This is a genomic window from Lewinella sp. W8, from assembly GCF_004375085.3.
Taxonomy (GTDB): Bacteria; Bacteroidota; Bacteroidia; order Chitinophagales; family Saprospiraceae; genus Neolewinella.
This window is the reverse complement of sequence record NZ_SNAQ03000027.1, coordinates 31,948-53,087: the sequence shown is the minus strand read 5'-3', so window position 1 is coordinate 53,087 and position 21,140 is coordinate 31,948. Positions and strand designations below refer to the sequence as shown.

Annotated in this window: 20 protein-coding genes; 8 read left to right on the top strand and 12 right to left on the bottom strand. The window is 58.1% G+C overall.

All coding sequences use genetic code 11. From position 1 onward, the window contains the following. Positions 1-233 precede the first annotated feature (233 nt). Genes E1J53_RS22430 through E1J53_RS22420 form a run of 3 tightly spaced genes read right to left on the bottom strand, consistent with a single transcriptional unit; the run spans position 234 to position 2,989 of the window. On the bottom strand, positions 234-1,652 hold the full coding sequence (locus tag E1J53_RS22430) for a S8 family serine peptidase (RefSeq protein ID WP_134274668.1): 1,419 nt from the start codon (positions 1,650-1,652) through the stop codon (positions 234-236). 25 nt (positions 1,653-1,677) lie between these two features. Then, positions 1,678-2,448 (bottom strand): hypothetical protein, encoded by a 771-nt coding sequence (locus E1J53_RS22425; protein WP_134274667.1) that lies wholly within the window; start codon positions 2,446-2,448, stop codon positions 1,678-1,680. A 7-nt stretch (positions 2,449-2,455) separates the two neighbouring features. Then, positions 2,456-2,989: an RNA polymerase sigma factor gene (locus E1J53_RS22420; RefSeq protein ID WP_134274666.1), complete on the bottom strand. Its 534-nt coding sequence runs from the start codon at positions 2,987-2,989 to the stop codon at positions 2,456-2,458. 162 nt (positions 2,990-3,151) lie between these two features. Between E1J53_RS22420 and E1J53_RS24490 the strand changes: the two genes are divergently transcribed. The 4 genes from E1J53_RS24490 to E1J53_RS22405 all read left to right on the top strand — a co-directional run bounded on the left by E1J53_RS24490 (position 3,152) and on the right by E1J53_RS22405 (position 5,112). After that, positions 3,152-3,283, top strand: a complete 132-nt coding sequence (locus tag E1J53_RS24490) for a hypothetical protein (protein ID WP_256366228.1) — start codon at positions 3,152-3,154, stop codon at positions 3,281-3,283. 107 nt (positions 3,284-3,390) lie between these two features. Further along, entirely contained in the window at positions 3,391-3,789 is a 399-nt protein-coding gene (locus tag E1J53_RS22415; RefSeq protein WP_134274665.1) for a hypothetical protein, read from the top strand. 53 nt (positions 3,790-3,842) lie between these two features. Then, positions 3,843-4,298, top strand: coding sequence for a hypothetical protein (locus E1J53_RS22410; RefSeq protein WP_134274664.1), 456 nt, complete (start codon positions 3,843-3,845; stop codon positions 4,296-4,298). A 226-nt stretch (positions 4,299-4,524) separates the two neighbouring features. Beyond that, positions 4,525-5,112, top strand: coding sequence for a hypothetical protein (locus tag E1J53_RS22405; protein WP_134274663.1), 588 nt, complete (start codon positions 4,525-4,527; stop codon positions 5,110-5,112). A gap of 139 nt (positions 5,113-5,251) precedes the next feature. Here E1J53_RS22405 and E1J53_RS22400 read toward each other — a convergent pair whose 3' ends face one another. Beyond that, positions 5,252-6,004, bottom strand: a complete 753-nt coding sequence (locus E1J53_RS22400; RefSeq protein ID WP_134274662.1) for a tol-pal system YbgF family protein — start codon at positions 6,002-6,004, stop codon at positions 5,252-5,254. 231 nt (positions 6,005-6,235) lie between these two features. Beyond that, positions 6,236-7,294 carry a pyruvate dehydrogenase (acetyl-transferring) E1 component subunit alpha gene (gene pdhA, locus E1J53_RS22395; protein WP_134274661.1) on the bottom strand — a complete coding sequence of 353 codons (1,059 nt, stop codon included), beginning with the start codon at positions 7,292-7,294 and terminating at the stop codon, positions 6,236-6,238. A gap of 182 nt (positions 7,295-7,476) precedes the next feature. On the opposite strand from pdhA, the gene E1J53_RS22390 reads away from it, so the two are divergent. Continuing rightward, a complete protein-coding gene (locus tag E1J53_RS22390; protein ID WP_134274660.1) occupies positions 7,477-8,022 on the top strand; it encodes a pyridoxamine 5'-phosphate oxidase family protein in 546 nt (181 codons plus the stop codon). Positions 8,023-8,025: 3 nt separating this feature from the next. Then, positions 8,026-8,634: a ribonuclease HII gene (locus E1J53_RS22385; RefSeq protein WP_134274659.1), complete on the top strand. Its 609-nt coding sequence runs from the start codon at positions 8,026-8,028 to the stop codon at positions 8,632-8,634. An 88-nt stretch (positions 8,635-8,722) separates the two neighbouring features. On the opposite strand, the gene E1J53_RS22380 is transcribed toward E1J53_RS22385, so the two are convergent. Genes E1J53_RS22380 through E1J53_RS22370 form a run of 3 tightly spaced genes read right to left on the bottom strand, consistent with a single transcriptional unit; the run spans position 8,723 to position 11,834 of the window. Beyond that, complete coding sequence (locus E1J53_RS22380) at positions 8,723-9,829, bottom strand: AAA family ATPase (RefSeq protein WP_368671770.1); 1,107 nt, start codon at positions 9,827-9,829, stop codon at positions 8,723-8,725. A gap of 30 nt (positions 9,830-9,859) precedes the next feature. Then, positions 9,860-11,098, bottom strand: coding sequence for a DUF4350 domain-containing protein (locus E1J53_RS22375; RefSeq protein WP_134274657.1), 1,239 nt, complete (start codon positions 11,096-11,098; stop codon positions 9,860-9,862). Next, the gene (locus E1J53_RS22370; protein WP_134274656.1) at positions 11,091-11,834 is read right to left on the bottom strand and encodes a DUF4129 domain-containing protein; all 744 of its coding nucleotides are present in this window, start codon (positions 11,832-11,834) and stop codon (positions 11,091-11,093) included. The genes E1J53_RS22375 and E1J53_RS22370 overlap by 8 nt, the downstream gene beginning before the upstream one ends. Before the next feature lie 181 nt (positions 11,835-12,015). On the opposite strand from E1J53_RS22370, the gene E1J53_RS22365 reads away from it, so the two are divergent. Further along, complete coding sequence (locus E1J53_RS22365) at positions 12,016-12,345, top strand: DUF2853 family protein (RefSeq protein WP_134274655.1); 330 nt, start codon at positions 12,016-12,018, stop codon at positions 12,343-12,345. Between the two features lie 69 nt (positions 12,346-12,414). On the opposite strand, the gene E1J53_RS22360 is transcribed toward E1J53_RS22365, so the two are convergent. Both E1J53_RS22360 and E1J53_RS22355 read right to left on the bottom strand, forming a co-directional pair. Continuing rightward, positions 12,415-13,086, bottom strand: a complete 672-nt coding sequence (locus E1J53_RS22360; RefSeq protein ID WP_134274654.1) for an SDR family oxidoreductase — start codon at positions 13,084-13,086, stop codon at positions 12,415-12,417. Further along, on the bottom strand, positions 13,086-14,384 hold the full coding sequence (locus tag E1J53_RS22355) for a hypothetical protein (RefSeq protein WP_134274653.1): 1,299 nt from the start codon (positions 14,382-14,384) through the stop codon (positions 13,086-13,088). The genes E1J53_RS22360 and E1J53_RS22355 overlap by 1 nt, the downstream gene beginning before the upstream one ends. Before the next feature lie 95 nt (positions 14,385-14,479). On the opposite strand from E1J53_RS22355, the gene E1J53_RS22350 reads away from it, so the two are divergent. Further along, positions 14,480-15,043 carry a DJ-1/PfpI family protein gene (locus tag E1J53_RS22350; protein WP_134274652.1) on the top strand — a complete coding sequence of 188 codons (564 nt, stop codon included), beginning with the start codon at positions 14,480-14,482 and terminating at the stop codon, positions 15,041-15,043. Positions 15,044-15,050: 7 nt separating this feature from the next. Here E1J53_RS22350 and E1J53_RS22345 read toward each other — a convergent pair whose 3' ends face one another. Both E1J53_RS22345 and E1J53_RS22340 read right to left on the bottom strand, forming a co-directional pair. Further along, entirely contained in the window at positions 15,051-20,408 is a 5,358-nt protein-coding gene (locus tag E1J53_RS22345; protein WP_134274651.1) for a gliding motility-associated C-terminal domain-containing protein, read from the bottom strand. Positions 20,409-20,544: 136 nt separating this feature from the next. Then, a complete protein-coding gene (locus E1J53_RS22340; protein ID WP_134274650.1) occupies positions 20,545-20,970 on the bottom strand; it encodes a gliding motility-associated C-terminal domain-containing protein in 426 nt (141 codons plus the stop codon). Between the last annotated feature and the right edge of the window lie 170 nt (positions 20,971-21,140).

Genomic DNA, 21,140 nt, shown 5'->3' with positions numbered 1-21,140 from the left:
AACGGGCCCGTGGCCCGCATCTCAATAACGGTATTCTGCCGAGCAATGGCAAATTGGGGTGACTCTGCCTCAGGGGAAAAAGGAAAACGCCGGAACCCGGGTGCATGGCTACTTGCGTTTTGCCCTGCACCCGCGCTCCGGCGCCCATCTCGAACGATCGCTTCCGCAAAGAAGGCAGCGATCCTTAACGACCGTAGAGGAGCAGATCCGGATGACCCGCTCCTTCATTGGTGCTAGGGGACGTTCACCCAGTCAAAAATGTAGTAGGGGTACGCCTGTCCGTTTTGGTTGATAAAAAACTCATTGCCCTGGTCCTTGATGGCCGCCAGTACGTCATTGCGCAGCCAGATCGGGTTACGCGTAGGATAGCGGTGACGATACTCCGCGGCGATGGCCGTAGCGTAGGGCGTGGCCACCGAGGTACCGCTCTTGCGGGCACTGACGGAACTGGAAAGGTGGCGGGGAATGTAGCCATACTGATTGTCTCCGGGAGCCGCCACAAAGCCACCAAAATTACCCGGAACGGTAGGCTCCAAACGGATGTTGGTGCCGGGCCACAGGGAGCTGCCTCCCCGGGAAGCGGAGATGAACAGCATGCTGTGGATGGGGAGTTGGTCCATGATCGGAAAACCGGAGGGGTAGTGCTCCAGTTCCGCCAGGTCCACCCGTTCGTTTCCGGCGGAAGAAACCGTAGCGACTCCCTGGCTCTGGGCGTAGCGGAAAGCCTTCGTCAGAATACGATCCCGTTCGCCGTACATGCCCCAACTGGCGTTGATGACGTCTGCGCCGTGGTAAGCAGCGTAGAAAACCGCACAGGCGGCATGAAAACTCGTTCCGACACCATTCTGGTCCAGAATTTTGAGCGGCATGAAACGATAATTGACGTCGGGTGCGTACTTATCGAGCTGCATCGCAATCCGGCTGGCCACGTGGGTGCCGTGGGAGTGATCGTCCATGGGGCTATTGTCGTTGTTGACGAAGTCCCAGCCAACGAAATCGTTGGGAAAACAGAAGGGGTCCGTGGCGCTGTTGGGTGAGGGGTTTTCCCACAGGTACAGTGGCGGGCCGCCGGCCGTATAACGGGAGTCCTGCATGGCCACGTCGATGCCCGAATCGATCACCGCGATGTCTACGGGGGTAGTGCGCTTTCCGCTGGGCTTTACGGTGAACCCGCGCGGCAGTCGGTTGAAGCCAGGATGTTTTTCTACCTGATTCAGTTCGGGAACGATGTAGTAGTTGGGTTCCACTTCTTCTTTCCCCAGGTCCTGGGCGACGGATTCTCGTCCGCGTTTCCCCCGTTCTTCGCCACCGAGGCTATCGAGTTGCAGCACGGAAATCTGGTAGTCGCCGCAGCCACAGGTGGCTACACCGTGGACCCGGTTGGCGCCCAGTCGGTTTTCCAGCCGGGCGCGGTCATTGGCGGCGTCCTGGGCGGCCGTTGGTCCTTCGTAGAAGAAAACGTACTGGTCGGGCACGTAGGCGGCGTTTCTCGCGCGGCCAACGGGATAGCCCAAAGATTCCAGCGTCCTTTCGTATTTGTTGTAGATTTCCAGGTAACGGGAATCCGTGGGGATGTCAATTTCATCACTACCCTGGGCCAGCAGGCCGGGGGCGGCCAGGGCCAGGATGATGAAGGGGAGCAGATATCGCATAGAGGAGGGATATTAAAGGGATTAATTAGGGGAGTGTTTTCAGTAAGTCCGCCGCCTTTCGCGCAAAGGGCGTGTCGTTCCTCCGGGAAAGCGGCTGGAGGATATTTTTGCTGTCGTCGGTCCGTTCCGCCCGCAGATAGGCCAGGGCGAGGTACCACTTTGCGGGCAGTCCGTAGGTCGCATCGTCCGTCAGAGGCTCCAGCACTTCAGCTGCGGTTTCGGCCTCGTCCGTTCCGAGGAGGCTGATGCCGTAGTACAGGCTGATGGCGGATGGATTGGGCGCGGACGCAGGTGCCGAGTTGTCGGGTAGGGCCGTGCGATAGACGCCGAAGGCTGCCGCCGCGGCGGGGTAATCCCGGCGGTCGTAGGCAAGCAGGGCCGCCTGCAGGGCCTCGTTGGTGAGGCTATCCGCTTCGTCGCCGCCCATCGTCCGTCCGCTGAGGTCGTTAGCGTAGGGGGTGAAGGTTTCGGCAAAGACCGTTTCGGCGTCGAAGGTTGCGGGTTGGTTAATCCACCAGATGCCCGCAACCACGAGGAGCAGGATGGCGGCCGCGGCGGCGTACCAGCGCCCCAGGGAGCGCACCCGGGCGGGAGCGTCTTTCTTCCGGACGGCCGGTTTGCCGTAGACGGCTTCCAGCCGGGCCTCAATCCCGGCCAGGAGGTCGGCGGCCTCTTCCGGGGAGTCCAGTTCCCGCCGCCCGCGGGCGGCGCTTTCCCCGAAAGGATCCCGCGCAGCATCGCCGGGGAATTCCCCCCGCAGCCATTCGTCTCGTTTTGGATTATCCGGTTGGGCCATTCGCCAATTATTTAAGCGTATTTCTGAGATTACGACGTCCATTCTGGAGGTAGCTCTTTACTTGCTTTGCATCATAGCCGGTAATGTCGCTGACCTCCTGATAGGATTTACCCTGCAAGTAAAAGAGCTTCACGCAAATTGCTTGTTGCTCCGGCAACCTGGCCAGGGCCATGGGCAGCTGTTCCAGCCGTTCTTCACTGAGAGGACGCTCCTCCGCTACCGATTCCACAGATTGGCTATTGTTATATGCTACTTTTTTTTCTCTTTCCCGCATTTGCTTACGCAGTCGGTCGATGCAGTGGTTCCGGCTGGTGTAAAAGAGCCAGGCCCGAAAGCTTTCCAGGGGTTGGTTGCACACCTTGAGGGTTACCTTCTCAAAGATTTCCATGGTGGCATCCTGAGCCGCCGCACGATCTTTCAGGTAATCCAGACAAAGACCAACCACCAGGTGAGCGTACCGTTTGTACAGCTCTCCCAGCGCAGGGCGTTGCCCGTCTTCACAGAAGGCACTAACCAGGTCCAAGTCTTTTTGTGTTTTCATAGGAAGACCAAATTATGAATACAGCCCCTGAGCCAGGATGCCAGATGAGGATTTCGCTCGTCTCCGGCCGTGGATATGGGGGGCGGGACTCCCCCATTGGCCAGGTCAAAGCACACCGGTCAGTGGCGTTAAACGTTCACCGCAACGACACTAACCAATAGTTTGCACTACATTATTTGGGGTAATCGCGTGGAAATTCTGCTAGGGAAGGTGATTGCCGTACGGGGACTTCACAAAAGGGATAAGTTGCGGGGCTACGAAATAGTAGCCGCCGACCGGAAAGCAATGCCCTAATGTAAAAAAAAATTGCCGCCTTTGTGGATTCTTCCGGAGGTGCTCGTCCCTAGGGCAAATTCCATCACCGCCTCGCCCGGGCAACGGCACCTTTAACTTACTAACTCATGTTTTTCCGTATCATCATCCCACTACTCCTGATTGGTGGACTCACTTCCACCGCCGCAATGGCCCAGGGAAACCCCTGCGCCGACCTCGTCAAGAACCACCTTGCGACCCTCGACCAGCACCTCGACCTCGACTTCAAGCAGATGAAGTGCCTGAAGGACAAAGCCACCGCCTTCTGCGACAAAAACCGCCAGAACCCACCCCAAACCGCCGCCCAAAAGGACAAGCGGGTAAACGCCTTCCGCAAGGCCATCCTCGAGTGTCTCGACGCACGCCAGCGGCAGAAGGTCATCACCCACTTCAAGGACAAGCGCGATGAACGTGCCCGTCGGAACCTGCTGGATGCCTTTATCCAGGAGTTTGGTGACGAGGTAATCATCATCAAAAAACGCAGCTAATTGGACGCGCCCCAACCGGTATCCACTACCGGTTGGGGCACCACCAGTTCAGGATGCGAATAGTGATAACCATCCTGGGAATCTTGTGTGGCGTACATTTTTTGTCCGCCCAGGATTCCCTGAAGATTACGGCAGCTCCCTCACCGGCGATCGCGGAAGATGTCATCGAGCAAAAGCTCGACCGCATTGACCAACGCCTGGGACTCCTGCCCGACCAACGCGCCTCCATCCGGGAGGTCCTGATCACCTTTACCGAGAAGTACGGCGATCAACCCCCGGCAACGAAGGACGAAAAGCGGCAGCGCCGCCGGGCGCTGCGCCAGGCCGTAAGCGCACTGCTGACGCCGGAGCAAATTGCCCGCATTAAGGAAAGCCGGAAAAATGCCTCCGGCAACCTCCCCAAGAATAATTCGGGGAGCCCCTCACCGACCCCAAAGCGCAGTTTCCTGGATATCCTCCTGGACGATATCGCCACTCCCCTGCTGGAGAAGCGCAAGCGTAACTACTAACAACTCCCCTTGCCGGGCTTCGGCCCGGCCAACATCCCTACTTACCAACCCATACCTGGCACGAGGTGGCTGGAGGAAATTGCCGTGCCGCCTCCCTCGTTTTCCGAAAGCTGAAATCCCGACGATGTCGCGCATCAACCCGTGTTTTACGGCCAAAAGAGAACGTCAATGGCGAACAAACAATTTCCCATTCCACTTCGCAACGGGTATTAATCCATCCCTTATCATGAGAGTTTTATTTTCCCTATTAATCCTTTTCGGACTGTGCCTGAACGCCAACGCTCAGAGCTGTAAGTCTGCCCCCTCCGTAGTATCCGACCTTAACAAGGAAGTCATGCGTGTTTTGCAGGCCCGTGGCTGCAACCCCGGAAACTTCCCCAGCTGTTTGAGTAACCCCGGCACCTACGCCCACCTGACCTCCCAGATGGTTAAATTCTGGAATCGTCGGGCCAGCGCCTGGTCCACCATTGGCCCCCGCAGACTCAATTTCAACAATTGGGAGCAGGGTCGCATCGTCAGCTCCGGCGGCCGGATGTACGTGTCTTGTGTACCTTCCAACAAGAACACCCTCCAGGTCAACATCAACGAACTGGACGGCAAGGGTAAGACCAGCTACGTAATCTGCAAAGTGGACCGCAACGGCCGGTACACCAAGTTGAAAACGGGCTGGTTCAACGAGATCAACTCCCAAAAAAGTAACAAGCGAGAGACGCGTTCCCATACCATTAGTGGCGTGAAGGGTTACCTCGTCACCATTCACTTCGACGGTAAATCCGTAGGTAATTCTTTTCAGTACAAGGTGCGGGTGAAGTAATTTCCCAAGGCTTACCTGGTAATACTGGCCCGTCTTCTGCCTCCGGTGGAAGGCGGGTTTTTTATTCCCGGACACCAAATAAAAAACCCGCTTCACCGACGATGGTGAAGCGGGCCTGGTTTTCGTGAGTTCTTTATGCTTACTGGGCCATTTCCAGCATGGCGATGTACTTGTCGGCCTGTGCGGCCTCGGTGCTCCGGGCGAACTCGGACTTCAGGCGGCGGAAAGCCTCCAGGGCTTCGTCGTTACGTCCCTGATTCTGGAGCAGGAGGGCCAGCTTATTGAGGTAGTATCCTCCGGTAACGTAGTTTTCACCGGCGGCATCCACGGCATCCTCGTAGGCAGAGATGGCAGCTTCCATATCTCCCAGTTCGCTGTGGGCATCCCCCATCACCCCGTACTTCATGGCGGGCAGGAGCGTACCGTCGGCGTTGAAGGTTTTGGCGTAGTCCAACGCGGCTTCGTACTGACCCAGGTTCAGGTAACTGACGGCCACGTAGTAGTTAGCGAGGTTGCCCGCTGCGGTGCTACCGTAATCTTCCACGATGTCCAGAAATCCGGGGTAGCCCTGACCGGGGTTCGTGAGGGCCAGGCTGAAGGAGTCGCGCTCGAACTGAACCTGAGCCTGCTGCATCTGCTCGGCGGCAGTTTGCTCGGCAGGAGCCTTTACGAAGGTCTGGTAAATGAAAAAAGCAGCAACCAGTGCACCGAGCAACAGGGCACCATAAACGATGGTGTTGCGGTTCCGCTCAAAAAAGTCGAGTCCCTGATCGCGAACCTCGACGATGTCAACGAGGGTCTCATCTCCCTCGATAACTTGTTCACTGCCTTTGCGGCGCCCAGTACTTGGCGTACCCGTTGGCCGGCGGCCGATATTATTCTTTCTTGCCATTTTCCAAAAATTTTACGAGTCCCGGTGGGGTGGGACTTGAAAAGCGGGGCAAAGATAAAGAATGTTTGGGGAATCAAGATAGCGAAAGCGGGAAGGTAAATTATTGATGCTGACGCGGGTTAGCCGGAAGACGTTTGGGGCGGGTCCCGATTCCCGGAAGTCCACCATAAAAACGCCCGCCACCGAAAGAATTCGATGGCGGGCGAGTATGAATGTTTTTTCTTACCGGAACTACGTCAGGAAGGGGTAGGGTTCTGAGTAGTTATCGGTGTAGAGCTCCGAGGCGTCGGGCCAGGGACTTTCCTCCGCGAACTTCGCAGCGTCGGCGATTTCGGCCTTGACCTTGTCCTTGATGGCCTTGATTTCTTCTTCGGTAGCCAGTCCGTTCTCCAGGATGGTCTTCTCGGTTACCTTGATGGGATCCTTGCCCTGGTATTCCTTCACCTCGTCCTTGCTACGGTACTTCGCGGGGTCGGATACGGAGTGCCCCTTGTAGCGGTAGGTCTTAATTTCCAGGTAGTAGGGGCCCTTGCCCGAACGAATGTGCTCGGCGGCACGGCTGACGGCTTCGTGAACCGCTTCGGGACTCATCCCGTCCACGCTTTCGCTGGGCATGCTGAAGCTGGCACCCAGTTGAGAAAGGTCCGTTACGTTACTGGTCCGCTCCACGGAGGTACCCATGGCGTAACCGTTATTTTCGCAGATGTACAGGGCGGGAACCTTCCAGTTCATGGCCATGTTCCAGCTTTCCCAGAGGGCTCCCTGTCGGGACGCACCGTCGCCAAACATCACCACGCAGAGATTTTTGGTTTCCCGGTACATTTCAGCAAAGGCGATACCCGTACCGATGGGAATCTGGGCCCCCACGATACCGTTTCCGCCGAAGTACTTGTTCTCTTTACTGAAGAAGTGCATACTTCCGCCCTTACCCTTGACGATACCCGTTGCTTTACCGTAAAGCTCGGCCATGGCCTCGCGGGTAGTTACTCCCCGGCCGATGGCCGTACCGTGCTGGCGGTAGGCCGTCACGATACCGTCATCTTTGGTGATGGCACTCTCGATTCCGGCCGCTACGGCTTCCTGTCCGATGTATACGTGACAGAAACCCCGCACCTTCTGCTGACCGTAGGCCATCAGGGCACGTTCTTCAAAACGGCGAATGCGCAGCATCAATTCGTACCACTCCAGGTACTGTTCCTTGCTGTATTTCAGGCCTTTAGCCGTACCGTTTTTCTTAGCGGTCGTAGTTTTCCGACTACGCGTCGTCGTTTTCTTAGTTGCTGTTGCCATATTGAATTAGCGAAATTTCGCTTACTTTCTCGAGGTTTACTCCTAAATATAGGGCGTGGGGACAAAACGAAAACCTCCTCACTTTATCCGTACCCTATTAACGGTCTCCGTGGGGCTAGGTTTAGCCATCGTAGGAAAAAGCCGCGGTAAAGTCAGAATCGTCAAAACTGTATCTTTGGCCAATGGCCAAACAATTTCCCGCGCTCACCGAAAGGCTGTCGGAGTTCATCTCCCAGCAGCACCTTTTTTTCGTTGCTACCGCCCCCGCCGAGGGAAGGGTCAACCTCTCTCCGAAGGGGATGGACGCCCTGCGGGTGATCAGCCCCGGGCGTATCCTCTGGCTGAACGTGACCGGCAGCGGAAACGAAACGGCCGCCCACGTTCTGGAGAATCAACGGATGACCCTGATGTGGTGTGCCTTCACGGGAGCACCCCTCATTCTGCGGGTGTACGGAACCGCCAGGGTCATTCATGAGGGTGACGAAGCATGGGAAAACCTGGCCGCCCAGCTTCCCAGCTTGCCCGGTGCCCGCCAAATTTTTGACCTGTCCATCGACCTGGTCCAGACGAGTTGCGGCATGGCCGTTCCCCTTATGGATTTCCGGGAAGACCGGGAGCTGCTGAAGGACTGGGCCCGAAAAAAGACCGATGCGGAACTGCAGGCCTACTGGGAAGAAAAGAACCTCCGCAGCATTGACGGACTCCCCACCGGGATGCCAAAAAAATAGAGCATGCTACACCCCTACTTAGCGCCGGACCGGATAGAGGCCGGTTGTGATGAAGCGGGACGGGGCTGCCTGGCCGGACCCGTATTCGCGGCGGCCGTCATCCTCCCCCCCGGATACGACAACCCGGAACTCAACGACAGTAAAAAACTCAACACCAGCCAGCGCCGCGCCCTGCGGGCGCACATTGAGGAAGCAGCACTGGCCTGGAAGGTGGCCAGCTTCAGCGTGGAGGAGATTGACCGCTTCAATATCTTTCAGTCCAGCTACCGGGCCATGCACCGGGCCCTGGACGCCCTCACGGTTCGCCCCGAATTCCTCCTCATCGACGGGAAGTTTTTCATTCCCTACGGAGACACTCCGTACGAGTGCGTCATCAAGGGGGACGGCAAATTCCAGTCCATCGCCGCAGCGGGTATCCTGGCCAAAACCCACCGGGACGAATACATGGAACGCCTGCACAAAACCTACCCGCAATACGCCTGGAATACCAATTGCGGCTACCCAACGGCCGCCCACCGGGCGGCCATTGAGGCCCACGGTGCTACGGTACACCACCGCCGCAGCTTCCAGCTGCTCAAGGGCGGTAAGCAGTTCTCGCTGTTTGAGGAATGATGAACCATGGTGGGGCCGCAAAATTTTGTGTCTCTATTCATCACCAAATTCCCTGGCACCTGCGCGGCGTCGCCCCAACAACTAAAGATTAGCGGGGCACCTCGATGCTCTTGACGATTTCCTCGATGATGTCCTTGGTGCCGTAGCCCTCCATTTCCCGTTCGGGGGTGAGGATGATGCGGTGGTTGAGCACGGGGAAGGCCACCTGCTGAATGTCGTCCGGCGTCACAAAGTCACGCCCCCCAAGTGCGGCCACCGCTTTGGCCAGACGGAGTAGCGCCAGGGAAGCCCGCGGACTGGCCCCCAGATACAAATCCGGGTGCGTCCGGGTCCGGTGCACCAGCGCGGCGATGTAATCGAGGAGTTCGTCGCGGATGAAGATTTTTTCTACCAGGGCACTGTACTTCGCCACCAGTTCCTTGGTAAACACGGCTTCCACCTCCGACTGCCGCGCCTGACGGAAGTCGTTTTTGAAGCGGTACAGAATTTCCTTTTCTTCTTCGTGGTTGGGGTAATTGATGACGACCCGCACCAGAAAGCGGTCCAACTGTGCTTCGGGCAATCGATAGGTACCTTCCTGCTCGATCGGGTTCTGGGTGGCAATGACGAAGAAGGGGGGCGCCAGCTTGTAGGTAGTGCCGTCCACACTCACTTGCTGTTCCTCCATGACCTCAAACAGGGCCGCCTGAGTTTTGGCGGGGGCACGGTTGATCTCGTCGATCAGCACGATGTTGCTGAAGATGGGGCCCTTGGTGAAGGTGAACTTGGAGTCGGCCATGTTGAAGACCGTGGTGCCGGTAACGTCACTGGGCATCAGGTCGGGGGTGAACTGTATGCGGGTGTATTCCGCGGCGATGGTCTTGGCCAGCAGCTTGGCCGTAAGCGTTTTGGCGATCCCCGGCACGCCTTCCACCAGCACGTGCCCACCGGCCAGCAGAGAGGCGATGAGCAGATCGATAAATTCCAGCTGCCCCACCACCAGTTTACCAATCTCGCGACGAACGGCTACCGCCGCTTCCCGTAATTCCTCCAGGTCAATCCGGTCCGCCGGAGCCAGGCTGGGTGCCTCCTCGGGCAACTCCTCCAACTCGGGCACCAGCTCTCCCGGAGATTCCGGCAAACCGCTGGCTTCACCGGTGGGTTCTTCCGGGATTTCGGGAGATGTTTTTTCCGGGCTTTCGTCTTCTAGCATAATGGGTGATTATCGGTGGGTTAAGGTAAGTATTTAGAGCGTATACAGCGGTTCGATGGCCCGATAAAAGCGGACGAGGGCGTACTCCTCCACGGATTTGCTGTTCTGGACCATCCGGATTTCTTTGAGCGCCCGTTCCATCACTTCGGAGGGGGCACCGATCAGTTCGCCGAGGTTTTCCGGCGGGGGTTCTCCTTCCCGCCAGCGCACACCGAAGCGGTCGTGGAGGTGATGCCGCAGATTGCCAAGTTCCTGCTTCGCCAGGGCGGCGTGGTGGCCCTTCTGGAACAACAGTCGGCTGATCGTATCCATGAAGCGTTTACTGGAATTCTCCCGGGGCTTGATGATGGGAATGATCCGCTGCCGTCGTTTGCCGCGGAAGAGGATGAAGAGGAAGCCCCCCAGCAGCAGACCGTACCAGGCCAGGGCCAGCGGGGGTTGCTCCTGTACGTAGCTCAGGGTTTCGTTCCCCTGTAGCAGGTTGCGACCGCCACTGTAATTTCGGGGTGCCCGCTGCCGGGCGACGGAAGGCGGTACGCGACTGAATTCATCCCAGTACACGGGTCCCTCCCCCAGCACGCTCAGGGTGGCTTCGGCGTACTGGTATTTTTGCCCGTCGACCAGGTAATAATTCGTCAGAAAAATGGGACTGGAGAGAAAATAGAAATTCCCCTCCCCCCAGGGAAGGCGGGCGTAATTGACGTGGAGCGTATCCATGAGTCCCAGGGTCTCGTTGCCCAGATACTCGTCACAGAACAGGGCGTCGTTGAGGTAGTACATCGTCCGGTGAACGGGCTTGTGCCGGTGCACGTTGACCAGCTCGTAGTGGTCTTCCCCGTCGTTGAGTTGAAAGGTGACGGTGTCCAGATCAAAGTAGGGAAAGCGGTCGTCGTTGTAGAAGATGTTGTAGTAGCACTCATCGCCAAAAAGATGACTCGCCAGATCTTCCGGCAGTTCGTAGGCGGCAATGAAGGCCGTATTGCCCCGCTCGACGTAATCGAGCAGCTCCGTGACGGATCGCTCTCCGTAGTAGGCGTATTGCCCGATGAAGAAGTAATTGCTCCGCTGGAGGGTATCCTCCTGGAGTACGGAAAGGCTGTCTTCCACGAGGATCGTCCCTTCCGGTCGCGCCGAAAACAGCTCGTAAAGCGCGTACACGTCAAAGGGCTCCTTTCCCTCGTAGTCATAGCGTTCGTACCAGCTGTCCGGACAGCCGTAAAAACTCAGCAGGCCAACGGCCATGCACCCATACTGAACGATTCGTTTAAGCATGGGCACTGAATTTCCGGGATTGCTTAATCCCCTCGTTCAGGGTTGCGAACCGCTGGTGGACCGTCCGGTACGTCAGCCGGTCTACGGGATACTTTCCGTACCAGTAGCGCTCGTAATCGGCCGTGACGGTCCGGAAGCCGGGGAGAAGTTTACTGCCCCGCAATTGTTGACGGTAGTCGCGGTTACTGAAGTCACGCCGGTACTTGATGTGCCCCGCGTCCTGCAACTCCTTGAGCAGCTGAATGTACAGCAGACGGATGGCCACATCGTAGCGCCCGCTCTCTTCGGCCTGTCGCAGCAAACTGGGGGCAACCCCCGTAGCCACCATTTTCTCCTCTTCGATGTTTTCGATGCTCAACGGAGCCTCCGCTACTTTTTCTTTTGCCCGTTTACGCCCCTCAATGTCGCCCAGCATCCGGTAGATCAGGTACCCCAGCGGAAGGAGCAACAACAATAACAGCACGATGGACGTCGTCGGAGAAAGATCAAAGTTCCAGTTGAAGTCCCAGGGTTCGTCCGTCTCTTCGACCTCCTCCTCTTCTTCTGGCGGATCGTAGACCAGCTCCTGGCGCAATTCTTCGTGTCTCTCCACCGGGAAAACCGGGCTTGAATTCGCCTCCTGAGCGGGCAGGAAGGCCTGACAGGTCAGCAACAGCACCCACATGATTCCACCGCGAAGCAGGCGATTTCCCGGAAATCGGGGAGCGGTAATCATGGAAAAGGAAACGTGACACATGGAAGGGTGAAGTTAAGTAGCCCCGCGAATTTTCTCCGCCGAAAATTCGCCTTCGTCACCATATTTCAGGATTTATGCTGGTGTGGTATAACAAATGCTAAAATTTTCGCATTATTGTCAGGTACTTACATTGAACGCCCGTACCATCGATTTTCGGTGGTGCGACAAACAAAAGTCATTCATGAGTAAATTCGATGAGAAGCTCGCCACCTACGAAGCCGCCCTTAAAAGTCTTGATAAAGGCGCAGACATGGCTCTGCTCCGCGCCGTAACCAAAGGTCTGGGACCCTCCATCTACAACAACGACAGCAACAAGGTTGCCTGCAGCGACCCCACCGAGCTGGAGCGCGTAGTCAACAACTTCTGCGTGAAGAAACTGGGAGTGAGTGCCGCCAAGGGCGAGGCCGCCGTGCAGGCAGCCTGCGCCAAGTACACCGAACGGGCCAAGCACCGCGCCGTGTTCTACTACCTGGTCGTGAAGGACCTCGGCAAAGAGAGCGTCTACGCCTAGTAGATCCTTAGCATCCCCACGAACTAAGCCCTCCGGAATTTCCGGGGGGCTTTTCTGTTTTTATGAAGTTCAGTCCTCCTTGCTCGGCAGTAGGTGCCTTCCGGTCCACCCTTCCCGCACGGCCCGCCAGACCGTCTCGGCCACCTCCTCCGGAAGCAGGATGCCCGGTGGCGGGGTCTCGTTGGCCCAACTGGCCGTGAGGGTGGCCCCGGGAGCAATCAGGCAAGTACGTACGCCACTCCCCGCCAGGTCCTTCTCCCACCCCAGAAACAGCCCCCGAAGCGCGTACTTGGTCGCCACGTAGGCCGTCATGTGATCCTTCCAGTGATCGGTGCCCGTCGAACCAATCACCACCAGGTAGCCCGCTCCGCGTTCCACCATCCGGGGAAGTAATGATCGAGCAAGCCGCTCATTGGCCAGTACGTTCAAGCGAAACAGCTGCTCGTATACCCCCACGTCATCCAGCAATTTGCCGGGAGCGAAAGTTGCCGCGTTCAGTAGGATGACGTCGTACTCCATCCGGGGCACGGAGTCCGTGCCCTCCACCGTCGACAGGTCCGCCGGGTGAACAATCAATCTGCTTCGGGGAAAGTCTTTCTCCCAGGCGCTGGCCATTTCCCGCAGGCGGTCTTCGTTGCGGGCAATGGCCGTCACGGTCCACCCTTCCCGGGCAAAACGCTCGGCACAGGCCCGGCCGATGCCCTGCGTGGCACCGGTAACGAGGAGGTGTGGCGACGTCATCAGGCTTCGTTCATGATGATGGCCCGCTCGTTGACGACCACCTCGCCGCGGGTACCCATGGAACTGACGCCAACCCGAATACCGGCCCACTGTCCCCCACAATCGCTGTGGATGATGGCCTTCGGCCCCAGCTCGAGGCGGGCACCGGGATCAACGTGGATGGCTGCTCCTTCCGGCAGGTGCACGCGGTTATTGATCCGCAACAAACTACCGCGGCGAACGAAAATGTCGCTGTTAAAGTCGCGGGCTCCTTCCCAGTTAAGGTCTTTGGTTACCCGCACGGCCTCGTGGGGGTTGTAGCGGCACCAGTAGGGCACCAACCACTTCCTTTGCCGGCCGGTGATGTCGCTCATCCGGAAGTGCATGATGCCGATCTGCTGTGGGGTCAGGGCCTCCTGCCGATTGCTGTAATCCATCAGGTTGTTGCTCGTCTTTCCGGGCCCCCGTTGCGCTTTGGGGCGGGTCCAGAAGTCGTTTTTATGCACGGGGGTATCCGTGCAGCCGTCGTTGCTGGTCCAGGCGTGCCGCAACCCCAGAGCGTGGCCAATTTCGTGCACCAGGTTGCCGCGGTGCTCCCAGGGCGGACGGTCGCTTTCCATCCACCCCGTCACCTTAATGGCGTCGCCCAGGAAAATGCCCACCGTGCCGGGAGAGCGCCAGCTCGGGCGGTCCAGGCTATCGCGGGGCGGCCCCATTACGAAGATGTTGAGCACCGAATCCTTATCGATGGCGTACTTGTTGATCACGTCCCGGTCGGAGCGGTTGCGATCCTTTCCGTCGTGGAGGTAGTGGTAGAGCTCATCATCAAAGTGATCGTAGACCGCGTAGTCGTCCGTCCCCGCTTTTCTGCCCAGCGACAGCAGCAACCGACGGGGCAGGGCGGGCACCTCCATGGAATCCGGCGTGAGCCATAATTCCGGCGTTTTCTTGAGGAGGTTATTGGCGTGAATCACCACTTCCCGCGCGTACTTCCAGCCCGCTTCGCCCCAGTACGGGTAAAGCGTATCGGAAGTATTCATCAGGTGAAAATTTACCCGCAGATAGCGAATGGGCAGGTACCGCTCGTTGGTCGTGTCGGGAAAATAAGCGGCGGGATCAATGGTGCGGGGCGAGAGGAAATTGTAGTCCGTTGGTCGGCGCACAAATTCCAGCTCGTAGGGCTCGTAGCTCACCAAGGTATCGCGATTGGGCACCGTGGCCATCCCGGCCTCCGTGGGTTTGGGTTTACATCCCAGGGCGAACAGCAGGGTAAGGAAAATGACCAGGGTCCTGATCGGGGTATTATTTTCGACGGACATTTCAATCAGTTGAGGGCGCGGGGCGCAGGTGCAAGGTAATTACCAGTGGCCTTGTTTTCGGCAGGCCGCTCCCCCATCACCAGCTATTCCCCGACATGCAGGCCTGTTTTATTCTCTTCGATGACTACACCCTCCTCGATTTCGTGGGCGCCTACGATCCCCTCACCCGCCTCCGGTCGCGGGGGCACCTTCCCGACTTTTCCTGGACGACCGCAGCCGTCACCCCCACCGTCCGCGACGGCTTTGGCCTCCCCGTTACCGTAGACTGGGTCCGGCCCGATCTGGGCGCCTTCGACCTGATCTTCATCCCCGGCGGCTACGGCACCCGCAGCCTGCGGGAAGACCATGATTTCATCGCCTGGCTCAAAACCGCCGCACCGGTCCCCCTGAAGACTTCCGTCTGTACGGGTAGTCTCCTCCTCGGGGCGGCGGGCTTTCTTCGTGGCCTACGGGCCACGACCCACTTCAACGAGTACGCACTGCTGGCGCCCTACTGCGGGGAGGTCCTCCGCGAAAGGATCGTCGATGAAGGTTCCGTCGTTACCGCCGGAGCGGTAGCCGCGTCCCTCGATCTGGGACTACACCTCTGCGAGCGACTCGCCGGGCCATCGGCCCGGCAAGACATCCAGCAAAGCATGCACTACCCCGCCCCCAACTGATTCCGGATTACCGCAGTATCGTAACGTCCCCCTTGAGGATGGTAGAATCCTCCCCGAAATCATCCCGATAATTGATCTCGATCGCGTAAACGTAAACGCCCATCTCGACGCCCCGTCCGCGGAAACTACCGTCCCAAAGCACCTCCGGATCTTCACTCACGAAGATTTGGGCACCCCAGCGATCAAAGACCTGCATGCGGAAGGAAAGCACCTCCAGGTCTGCGTCAAAGTAGGGCCCGAAGGAATCGTTGATGCCGTCGCCGTTGGGCGAGAAGGCCGTGGGCAGGTAAGCCTGAAAGCGCTTACAAGTCCGGAAGCTCACCCGGATTTCGTCCGTGGAAGTACAGCCGTTATCGTCCGCCTCCGCGATGATCAGGCCGGGGTTCTCCACCAGGAATTCCGGTCCCGTACTCCCGTCCGGCCACCGCACGATCCCCGCCGAAACGGCGGGCATGAGGGTAAACGGCACCGTCTCACACACCACCGTATCCGGGCCGAGATCAATCACCGGCAGTTCGGCAATATTGATCACCGCCGAATCCCGCGAGATGCAACCATTGGCATCTTCAATCTCCACCCAGTAGGCTCCCGTCTGGGAGAAAGTGCGCATCGATTGGTCGTCTCCGTCAAACCAGGTGATGGTCCCCAAATCCAGGGGGACCTGTAGCGTAAAGGAGTCGCCCGCGCAACCGGCCAGGTCGTCGCCCAACGAGAAATCCGGTGCTGGCAGGAAGGATACTTCCACACTGTCCCGCACCGTACAGGCCGCATTGCTGACCGCCACCCGGTAAGTCCCCGGATCATTTACCGTGTATACGGTGACCATCGTCCCGTCCTGCCAGGTGCCCGCCTGCCCGGCGTCCAGCAGCACGGGTATGCCCTCACATTCGGTGACGTCCGGCCCCAGCTCCAGACTGGGTGGCGCCAGAAAGTCAAGGGTAAACGCTTCGGTAACCGTACAGGGCCCGAAGGTGGCCTCCAGCGCATACTGGCCGGGAGTAAGGGTGGAAAAACTGGGCCCCATCTGACCGTCGCTCCAGGCGTAGGTATCCGCCACCGTCGCCGTGGAAAGGTTAAAGGTGCTACCCTCACATTCCACGTAGTTCGGGACCAGTCCCAGCGTGGGCAGGTCGGGAAAAACGAGGTTGATGGTATCCGTAGTCGTACAGCCCATGACGTCCACCACCACGGAATACGTGTCCGTTTCGCGGGCCGTGAAGCTCTGGCCGGCACTGCCGTCCTGCCAGGTGTAGGTGGCCCCGTTGATGTTGGCGGTTAGGGTCAGCTGATCGGCCTCACACAGCGTACTGTCGGCCCCGAGATCCACTACGCCGGGATCCAGGTAGGAAACCTCTACGCTATCCCGCACCGGACAGGCCCCGTTGAGGGCCTCCACCCAGTAGATGCCGGGTTGGTCATCCGTGAAGGTGGCATTGCTGCTGCCGTCTTGCCACTGGAAGGACTCCGCCATGACGTTCGCCATCAGGGTAAAGTCATCGCCCACGCAGGCAATCCGGTCCTCCCCCAGGTCCACCGTCGGTAGCTCCGTGATACCCACGATGGTGGAGTCTCGCTCCTGGCATCCCCCGAGGTCTACGATTACCCGTACTTCCCCCGCCGCCATGGTGGTGAAGGTGGAATCCGTGCTCCCGTCCTGCCAGAGGTAGGTGGCGGAGTTCAGTCCGACGTTGACGTTGAACGTCACCTCGTCACCTTCGCAGATGATGGGATCATCGGGAAGATCTACCGTGATGTCCTGGGGCTCCAGTACCACTACGGTATCGCGGATCACGCAGCTGGTCTGGAAAGTGACCTGCACCGAGTAGGTTCCGGATTGATCCACCACCAGGGTTGAATCCGTAGTGCCGTCCTGCCAGCGGTAGGTTTCTCCGGGACTGAAGTTGTAGGCATTAAGCGTGAGCGGTTCCCCCGCACAGAGAGCCCGGTCCTGCCCCAGGAAGCCCGTCGTTTCAAAGCGCGGCGCGCTTTCGAATATCCACCCTACGTTAGAGTTGGCGATGTCGGTACTCCGTCGGCCGGCGAGGAACTCCGCGCCGCCACCGGCGGCGATGTCCCGCATTTGGATGAAGTCGGCCAAAATTACTCCGGCTGCGGGCATGCTCACGTTGGCCAGCGACCCCAGCACCCGCGAGCCCAGTTCGATCGGCGTGCAGTTGTTGCCAATGATCTGCCAGTACTCGTTGATGGTCTGGGTCTGGTTGGCGTCAAACAAGTAGGTCTTACCCGGAGCACACAGCAGCGTATCGGTGGTAAGATTTTCAATTAACTCCCCCCCTCCGTTGAACTGGATCTGGTTGAAACTAACGTTACGCGACTGTATGGTACCCACTCCCGCCGGATCACTGAACAGGAAATTATTGAAGGTAACCGGCTCGTACATCTGTGCGGCTCCCGTCGGATGGGTAAACTCGATCAGGGAATTACCGGGGATAATGGAAAACCGATTGTTTGACTGATAGACGTTGAGCGTTTTGACGAACACCTCCCCGGGACGATTAAGGATAACGTGAGAATCCCCCAGATCGAGCGTCTTATCAAAGTCCCCGTAGGTGGTCAACCGGCCCGCCCGGATGTCTTCGCTGTTGGTGATGTAGTCACCCTGCTGCATGGCCAGGGTTTCAATGACCTCCAGGTCGCCGATTTGGGAGTAGGTTCCTTCCGCTTCGAGCACCAGGTCCGAAATCCGGGCATTTCCCGTTTCAATGGAGTGGTTCCCGGCCCCGTGGAGCACAGTATAGTTGTAATCCCAGGTCATGTCCCCCTGAATGGACAGACTCCCGAACAGGTTCACGCGATTGACGTTGATGCGCGGCGTTCCCGTAATGCCGGTCTCCCAGGTCATGTTCCGGGCGTAAGTTTCCCGGGAGGTGTAATTCCGTACTTCAGCGTTGGGCGTGAAGAAGGAATTATCGTCAAAAAACACGTCATCGATCGGAGTGGGGGGGCACTCCCCTCCCGGTCCGCCGGAACTGGCCGACCAGTTGGCTTCGGCAAACCAGTCGCCCGTATCGCCGATCCAGTAGAGCGTTCTGGAGCCAATGTCCTGGATGCTCCAACCGGAGTTGTTGCCTCCGTTGATGGAATTATTCGCGGTCAGCTGCGCCGGACCGGTGTTGTTGATGTCCCGAACGAACAGCCGCTCGAGGGTTTTGTCCTGCTCAAATTCCACCTCGGCCTGATTACCCGTTTCGGCGCTCGTCAGGTACACCGGCCCAAGGGTGCAATCCCCGTTGGCGTCCAGTTCCGTTACGGTCATTTCGGTGTAGGCGTCAAACTCGTAGGTCTGTCCCGCAAAAAGGGAGAGGTAGTTAATCACCAGGTCGCCGTTAAAATTGCCGTACTGCACCATGATCAGCGAGTCAATGGACACGGCGTCCGGCTGACTGAAGACGTTACTGTTCACGTAATCGTAGGGCGCATTCATCACCACCCGGTTGTAGGCCATCGTCCCGTCGCCGTAGGTCCGCAAACTGGAACTGGACCGGGCCGAGCACTCGATCGTGGAATTACCCGCGTCAAAGGTCATATTGGTGGCGTCTACCTGCCACTCGGAAAAAAAGAAGGGACCGTCCGGATGAAGGCGCACGTAAGAATTCCCCAGCGATAGCGTCCGGGGTTCCGTGGTTTGCGAATAGAAGAAATTCCCCTCCATGCGCTGGTCATTGGTCCGCAGGGTACCGGAGAGAAAAAGGATCTGGTTAAAGGCGTAAAAATCGTCCGAAAGGATCCACTCCCCGTTGGCCCCCGTGAAGGTTACGTCGTAGTTAAAGCGTTGCCCGTTGGATTGAATGGTATTCCCCGTCTGGTTGGAGCTGAAGAAATAATTCCCGGCAAAATCGTGGGTCATGGCCGCGGTAAAGACCAGGGACCCCGCAATACGCACGTTGTGCTCAATGGGGCCACTGAAGGATGGATTATTGGTCGCCCCCGACCAATCCATATTCCGGCAATTCGAATTTTCTATATCGACCGTGACCGTTTGCCCGCCACCATTGAAGGAGTTGCCGTCAAAGAAGACGTCGTCCGCCAGGCTCGGGACACATCCACTGGGTGCTCCGCCACTGGAAAAAGACCAGTTGTTGGGGTCGCTCCAGTCTCCGGTGCCGCCCACCCAGAAGAAGGTTTCGGTGGGCTTCAGGTTGATCGTCCAGCCGGTGTTGCCCCCCAGGTCAATCACGTCGTTGGCGGTGAAGGTGCCGCCGCCGCTGGCCGCGATCGAGCTTAGGGTCACGAAGTCAACGGTGATGGCGTTGCTGCTGATGAAGTTCGCGGGATTCCCCGAACTGGTGGCCTCCATGATGATTCCGCCAATGCAGTCGCCGGTAGCCTGGATGTCTCCGAGATTGAAATTTTGTCCGGATTCAAATTCATAGCGCTGTCCGGCCGTCAGGATGAGGTTTCCGATGGTATGACTGCCGTTGATCAGGGTTCGGTGCCGCAGTTCCAGCTCCGCAAAGCTGGTGGCGGGAGAGCCCCGAAAGAAAATCCCGGGAATGATCCTTGAGCTGCCCATCGCCGCCGTGAAGACCACCCGCCCGAAGTCCAGGCTACCCGAGCCCTCCAGCCACAGATCCGCGTTGGCGCCCTGAAGCTGAATTTCGGAGGTGCCGGGGGTAATCGTCAGTCCGGTACTGGACAGGTAAAGCGGCGTCACGTACAATTCCTCCGAGGCGAATTCGAAGGGGATGTAGGTAGAATTGGTGATGGAGATAACGGAACCGGCCAGGTTCAGGGTCCGTGCCCCCGTTCCCAGACTGTGGAAGTAGGCCGTCGTTACGGGCTGATCGTTGGTGTTGAGGTTGCCTTCCGTGAAGCTGAGCAGGCTGTCCAGTTGAAGGGGGCCCGTCAGGGTCCAGTCGCCCGCTCCGGAAAAGGTCACGTTGGTCCCGGCATTGTGCGGTCCGAAGCTGATGGTATTGCCCGGCTGGTCGGCGGAAAAGATGACCTGTCCGGTGAAGTCAAAGCTCATCTGCGCGTTGAGCTCCAGGGAACCAAAAACGTTCAGGTTAACCGCATCGCCCCCCGCAAGGGTGGGGTTATTGGTAACCCCGGCCCAGGTCATGTTACGGCAGAAAATGATGTCCGTGTTCAGATTAACCCGCTGCCCCGCAGCGGTGAAGGAGTTGGCATCAAAAAAGACGTCATCGTCTGCCGTGGGGGCCTGAGGGTGAAAGGTTGTTCCTCCGGAGGTGGTGGCCCAGTGAGAGATGTCCGACCAGTCGCCACTACCCCCAACCCAGAAGTAATCGGCCGCCGCCAGTGAAGTAGTCCCGAGTAGGAGCAGGAGCCATAATCCGAACCGACGGGATACAGAAACTTTGGGTAAGTTGTGGAGGGTGAGCATAGCTTTGGGATTGAGGTATTTCGGGCTTAAGGGGAATTGAAGGTAATACTTCCCCCGCTTAATGCCCTGAATTCATACTTCGTTAGCCGGCCCGAAAACATTTTACTCCGTGGCCTTCCTGCCATGCTGCCCTTAGCTACCGCACCAGGTTAATATTTCCCCGCATCACTTTGGGCCCCGGTCCGGTTTCTCCGGCAAAAGTGACGGCCAGCGCGTAGGCGTAGGCACCGGGTTCCGCGATTTCTCCCCGGTAAGTACCGTTCCAGCGGTCACTGGGGTCATTAGAAATGAACATTTGCACGCCCCAACGATCAAAAACCTGGAGCTGGTAGGCTTCAATGGTGAGGTCCGGTCGGAAGTAGGGACCGAAGTCATCGTTGACACCGTCTTCGTTCGGGGAAAACGCATTGGGGATGTAGACGCCCAGAGAGTCGTTCTCGATGGTTGTTGTGGGTAGCGCCGGCGCTGCACCTACCCGGTGACTCTTAGTGCTCATCAGGAAGAAGAGACTACTAATCACGAGGCAGGTCAGGAGAGCGCGCGTCAGTCGTTGCTGGAACATGAGTTTGGGATTATGGAACACCAACGGAAGCAAAGCAGCGGCGAAAAGCCAAAAAATGAAGATTAAAACAATAAATAAAAAATTATATATGGCCCGTCGGCGGGTGCAAAGATATCCGGTGGGGCCAGGTATGCACGGGGTACCTAGGGAGCGGTGGGTTATCCCGCCGG

What these genes read in the sequence shown, in the direction of transcription:
- E1J53_RS22430 (WP_134274668.1), bottom strand. Translation starts at nt 1,652, where the DNA reads ATGCGATATCTGCTCCCCTTCATCATCCTGGCCCTGGCCGCCCCCGGC.
- E1J53_RS22425 (WP_134274667.1), bottom strand. Translation starts at nt 2,448, where the DNA reads ATGGCCCAACCGGATAATCCAAAACGAGACGAATGGCTGCGGGGGGAA.
- E1J53_RS22420 (WP_134274666.1), bottom strand. Translation starts at nt 2,989, where the DNA reads ATGAAAACACAAAAAGACTTGGACCTGGTTAGTGCCTTCTGTGAAGAC.
- E1J53_RS22415 (WP_134274665.1), top strand. Translation starts at nt 3,391, where the DNA reads ATGTTTTTCCGTATCATCATCCCACTACTCCTGATTGGTGGACTCACT.
- E1J53_RS22410 (WP_134274664.1), top strand. Translation starts at nt 3,843, where the DNA reads ATGCGAATAGTGATAACCATCCTGGGAATCTTGTGTGGCGTACATTTT.
- E1J53_RS22405 (WP_134274663.1), top strand. Translation starts at nt 4,525, where the DNA reads ATGAGAGTTTTATTTTCCCTATTAATCCTTTTCGGACTGTGCCTGAAC.
- E1J53_RS22400 (WP_134274662.1), bottom strand. Translation starts at nt 6,004, where the DNA reads ATGGCAAGAAAGAATAATATCGGCCGCCGGCCAACGGGTACGCCAAGT.
- pdhA (WP_134274661.1), bottom strand. Translation starts at nt 7,294, where the DNA reads ATGGCAACAGCAACTAAGAAAACGACGACGCGTAGTCGGAAAACTACG.
- E1J53_RS22390 (WP_134274660.1), top strand. Translation starts at nt 7,477, where the DNA reads ATGGCCAAACAATTTCCCGCGCTCACCGAAAGGCTGTCGGAGTTCATC.
- E1J53_RS22385 (WP_134274659.1), top strand. Translation starts at nt 8,026, where the DNA reads ATGCTACACCCCTACTTAGCGCCGGACCGGATAGAGGCCGGTTGTGAT.
- E1J53_RS22375 (WP_134274657.1), bottom strand. Translation starts at nt 11,098, where the DNA reads ATGCTTAAACGAATCGTTCAGTATGGGTGCATGGCCGTTGGCCTGCTG.
- E1J53_RS22370 (WP_134274656.1), bottom strand. Translation starts at nt 11,834, where the DNA reads ATGTGTCACGTTTCCTTTTCCATGATTACCGCTCCCCGATTTCCGGGA.
- E1J53_RS22365 (WP_134274655.1), top strand. Translation starts at nt 12,016, where the DNA reads ATGAGTAAATTCGATGAGAAGCTCGCCACCTACGAAGCCGCCCTTAAA.
- E1J53_RS22360 (WP_134274654.1), bottom strand. Translation starts at nt 13,086, where the DNA reads ATGACGTCGCCACACCTCCTCGTTACCGGTGCCACGCAGGGCATCGGC.
- E1J53_RS22355 (WP_134274653.1), bottom strand. Translation starts at nt 14,384, where the DNA reads ATGTCCGTCGAAAATAATACCCCGATCAGGACCCTGGTCATTTTCCTT.
- E1J53_RS22350 (WP_134274652.1), top strand. Translation starts at nt 14,480, where the DNA reads ATGCAGGCCTGTTTTATTCTCTTCGATGACTACACCCTCCTCGATTTC.
- E1J53_RS22345 (WP_134274651.1), bottom strand. Translation starts at nt 20,408, where the DNA reads ATGCTCACCCTCCACAACTTACCCAAAGTTTCTGTATCCCGTCGGTTC.
- E1J53_RS22340 (WP_134274650.1), bottom strand. Translation starts at nt 20,970, where the DNA reads ATGTTCCAGCAACGACTGACGCGCGCTCTCCTGACCTGCCTCGTGATT.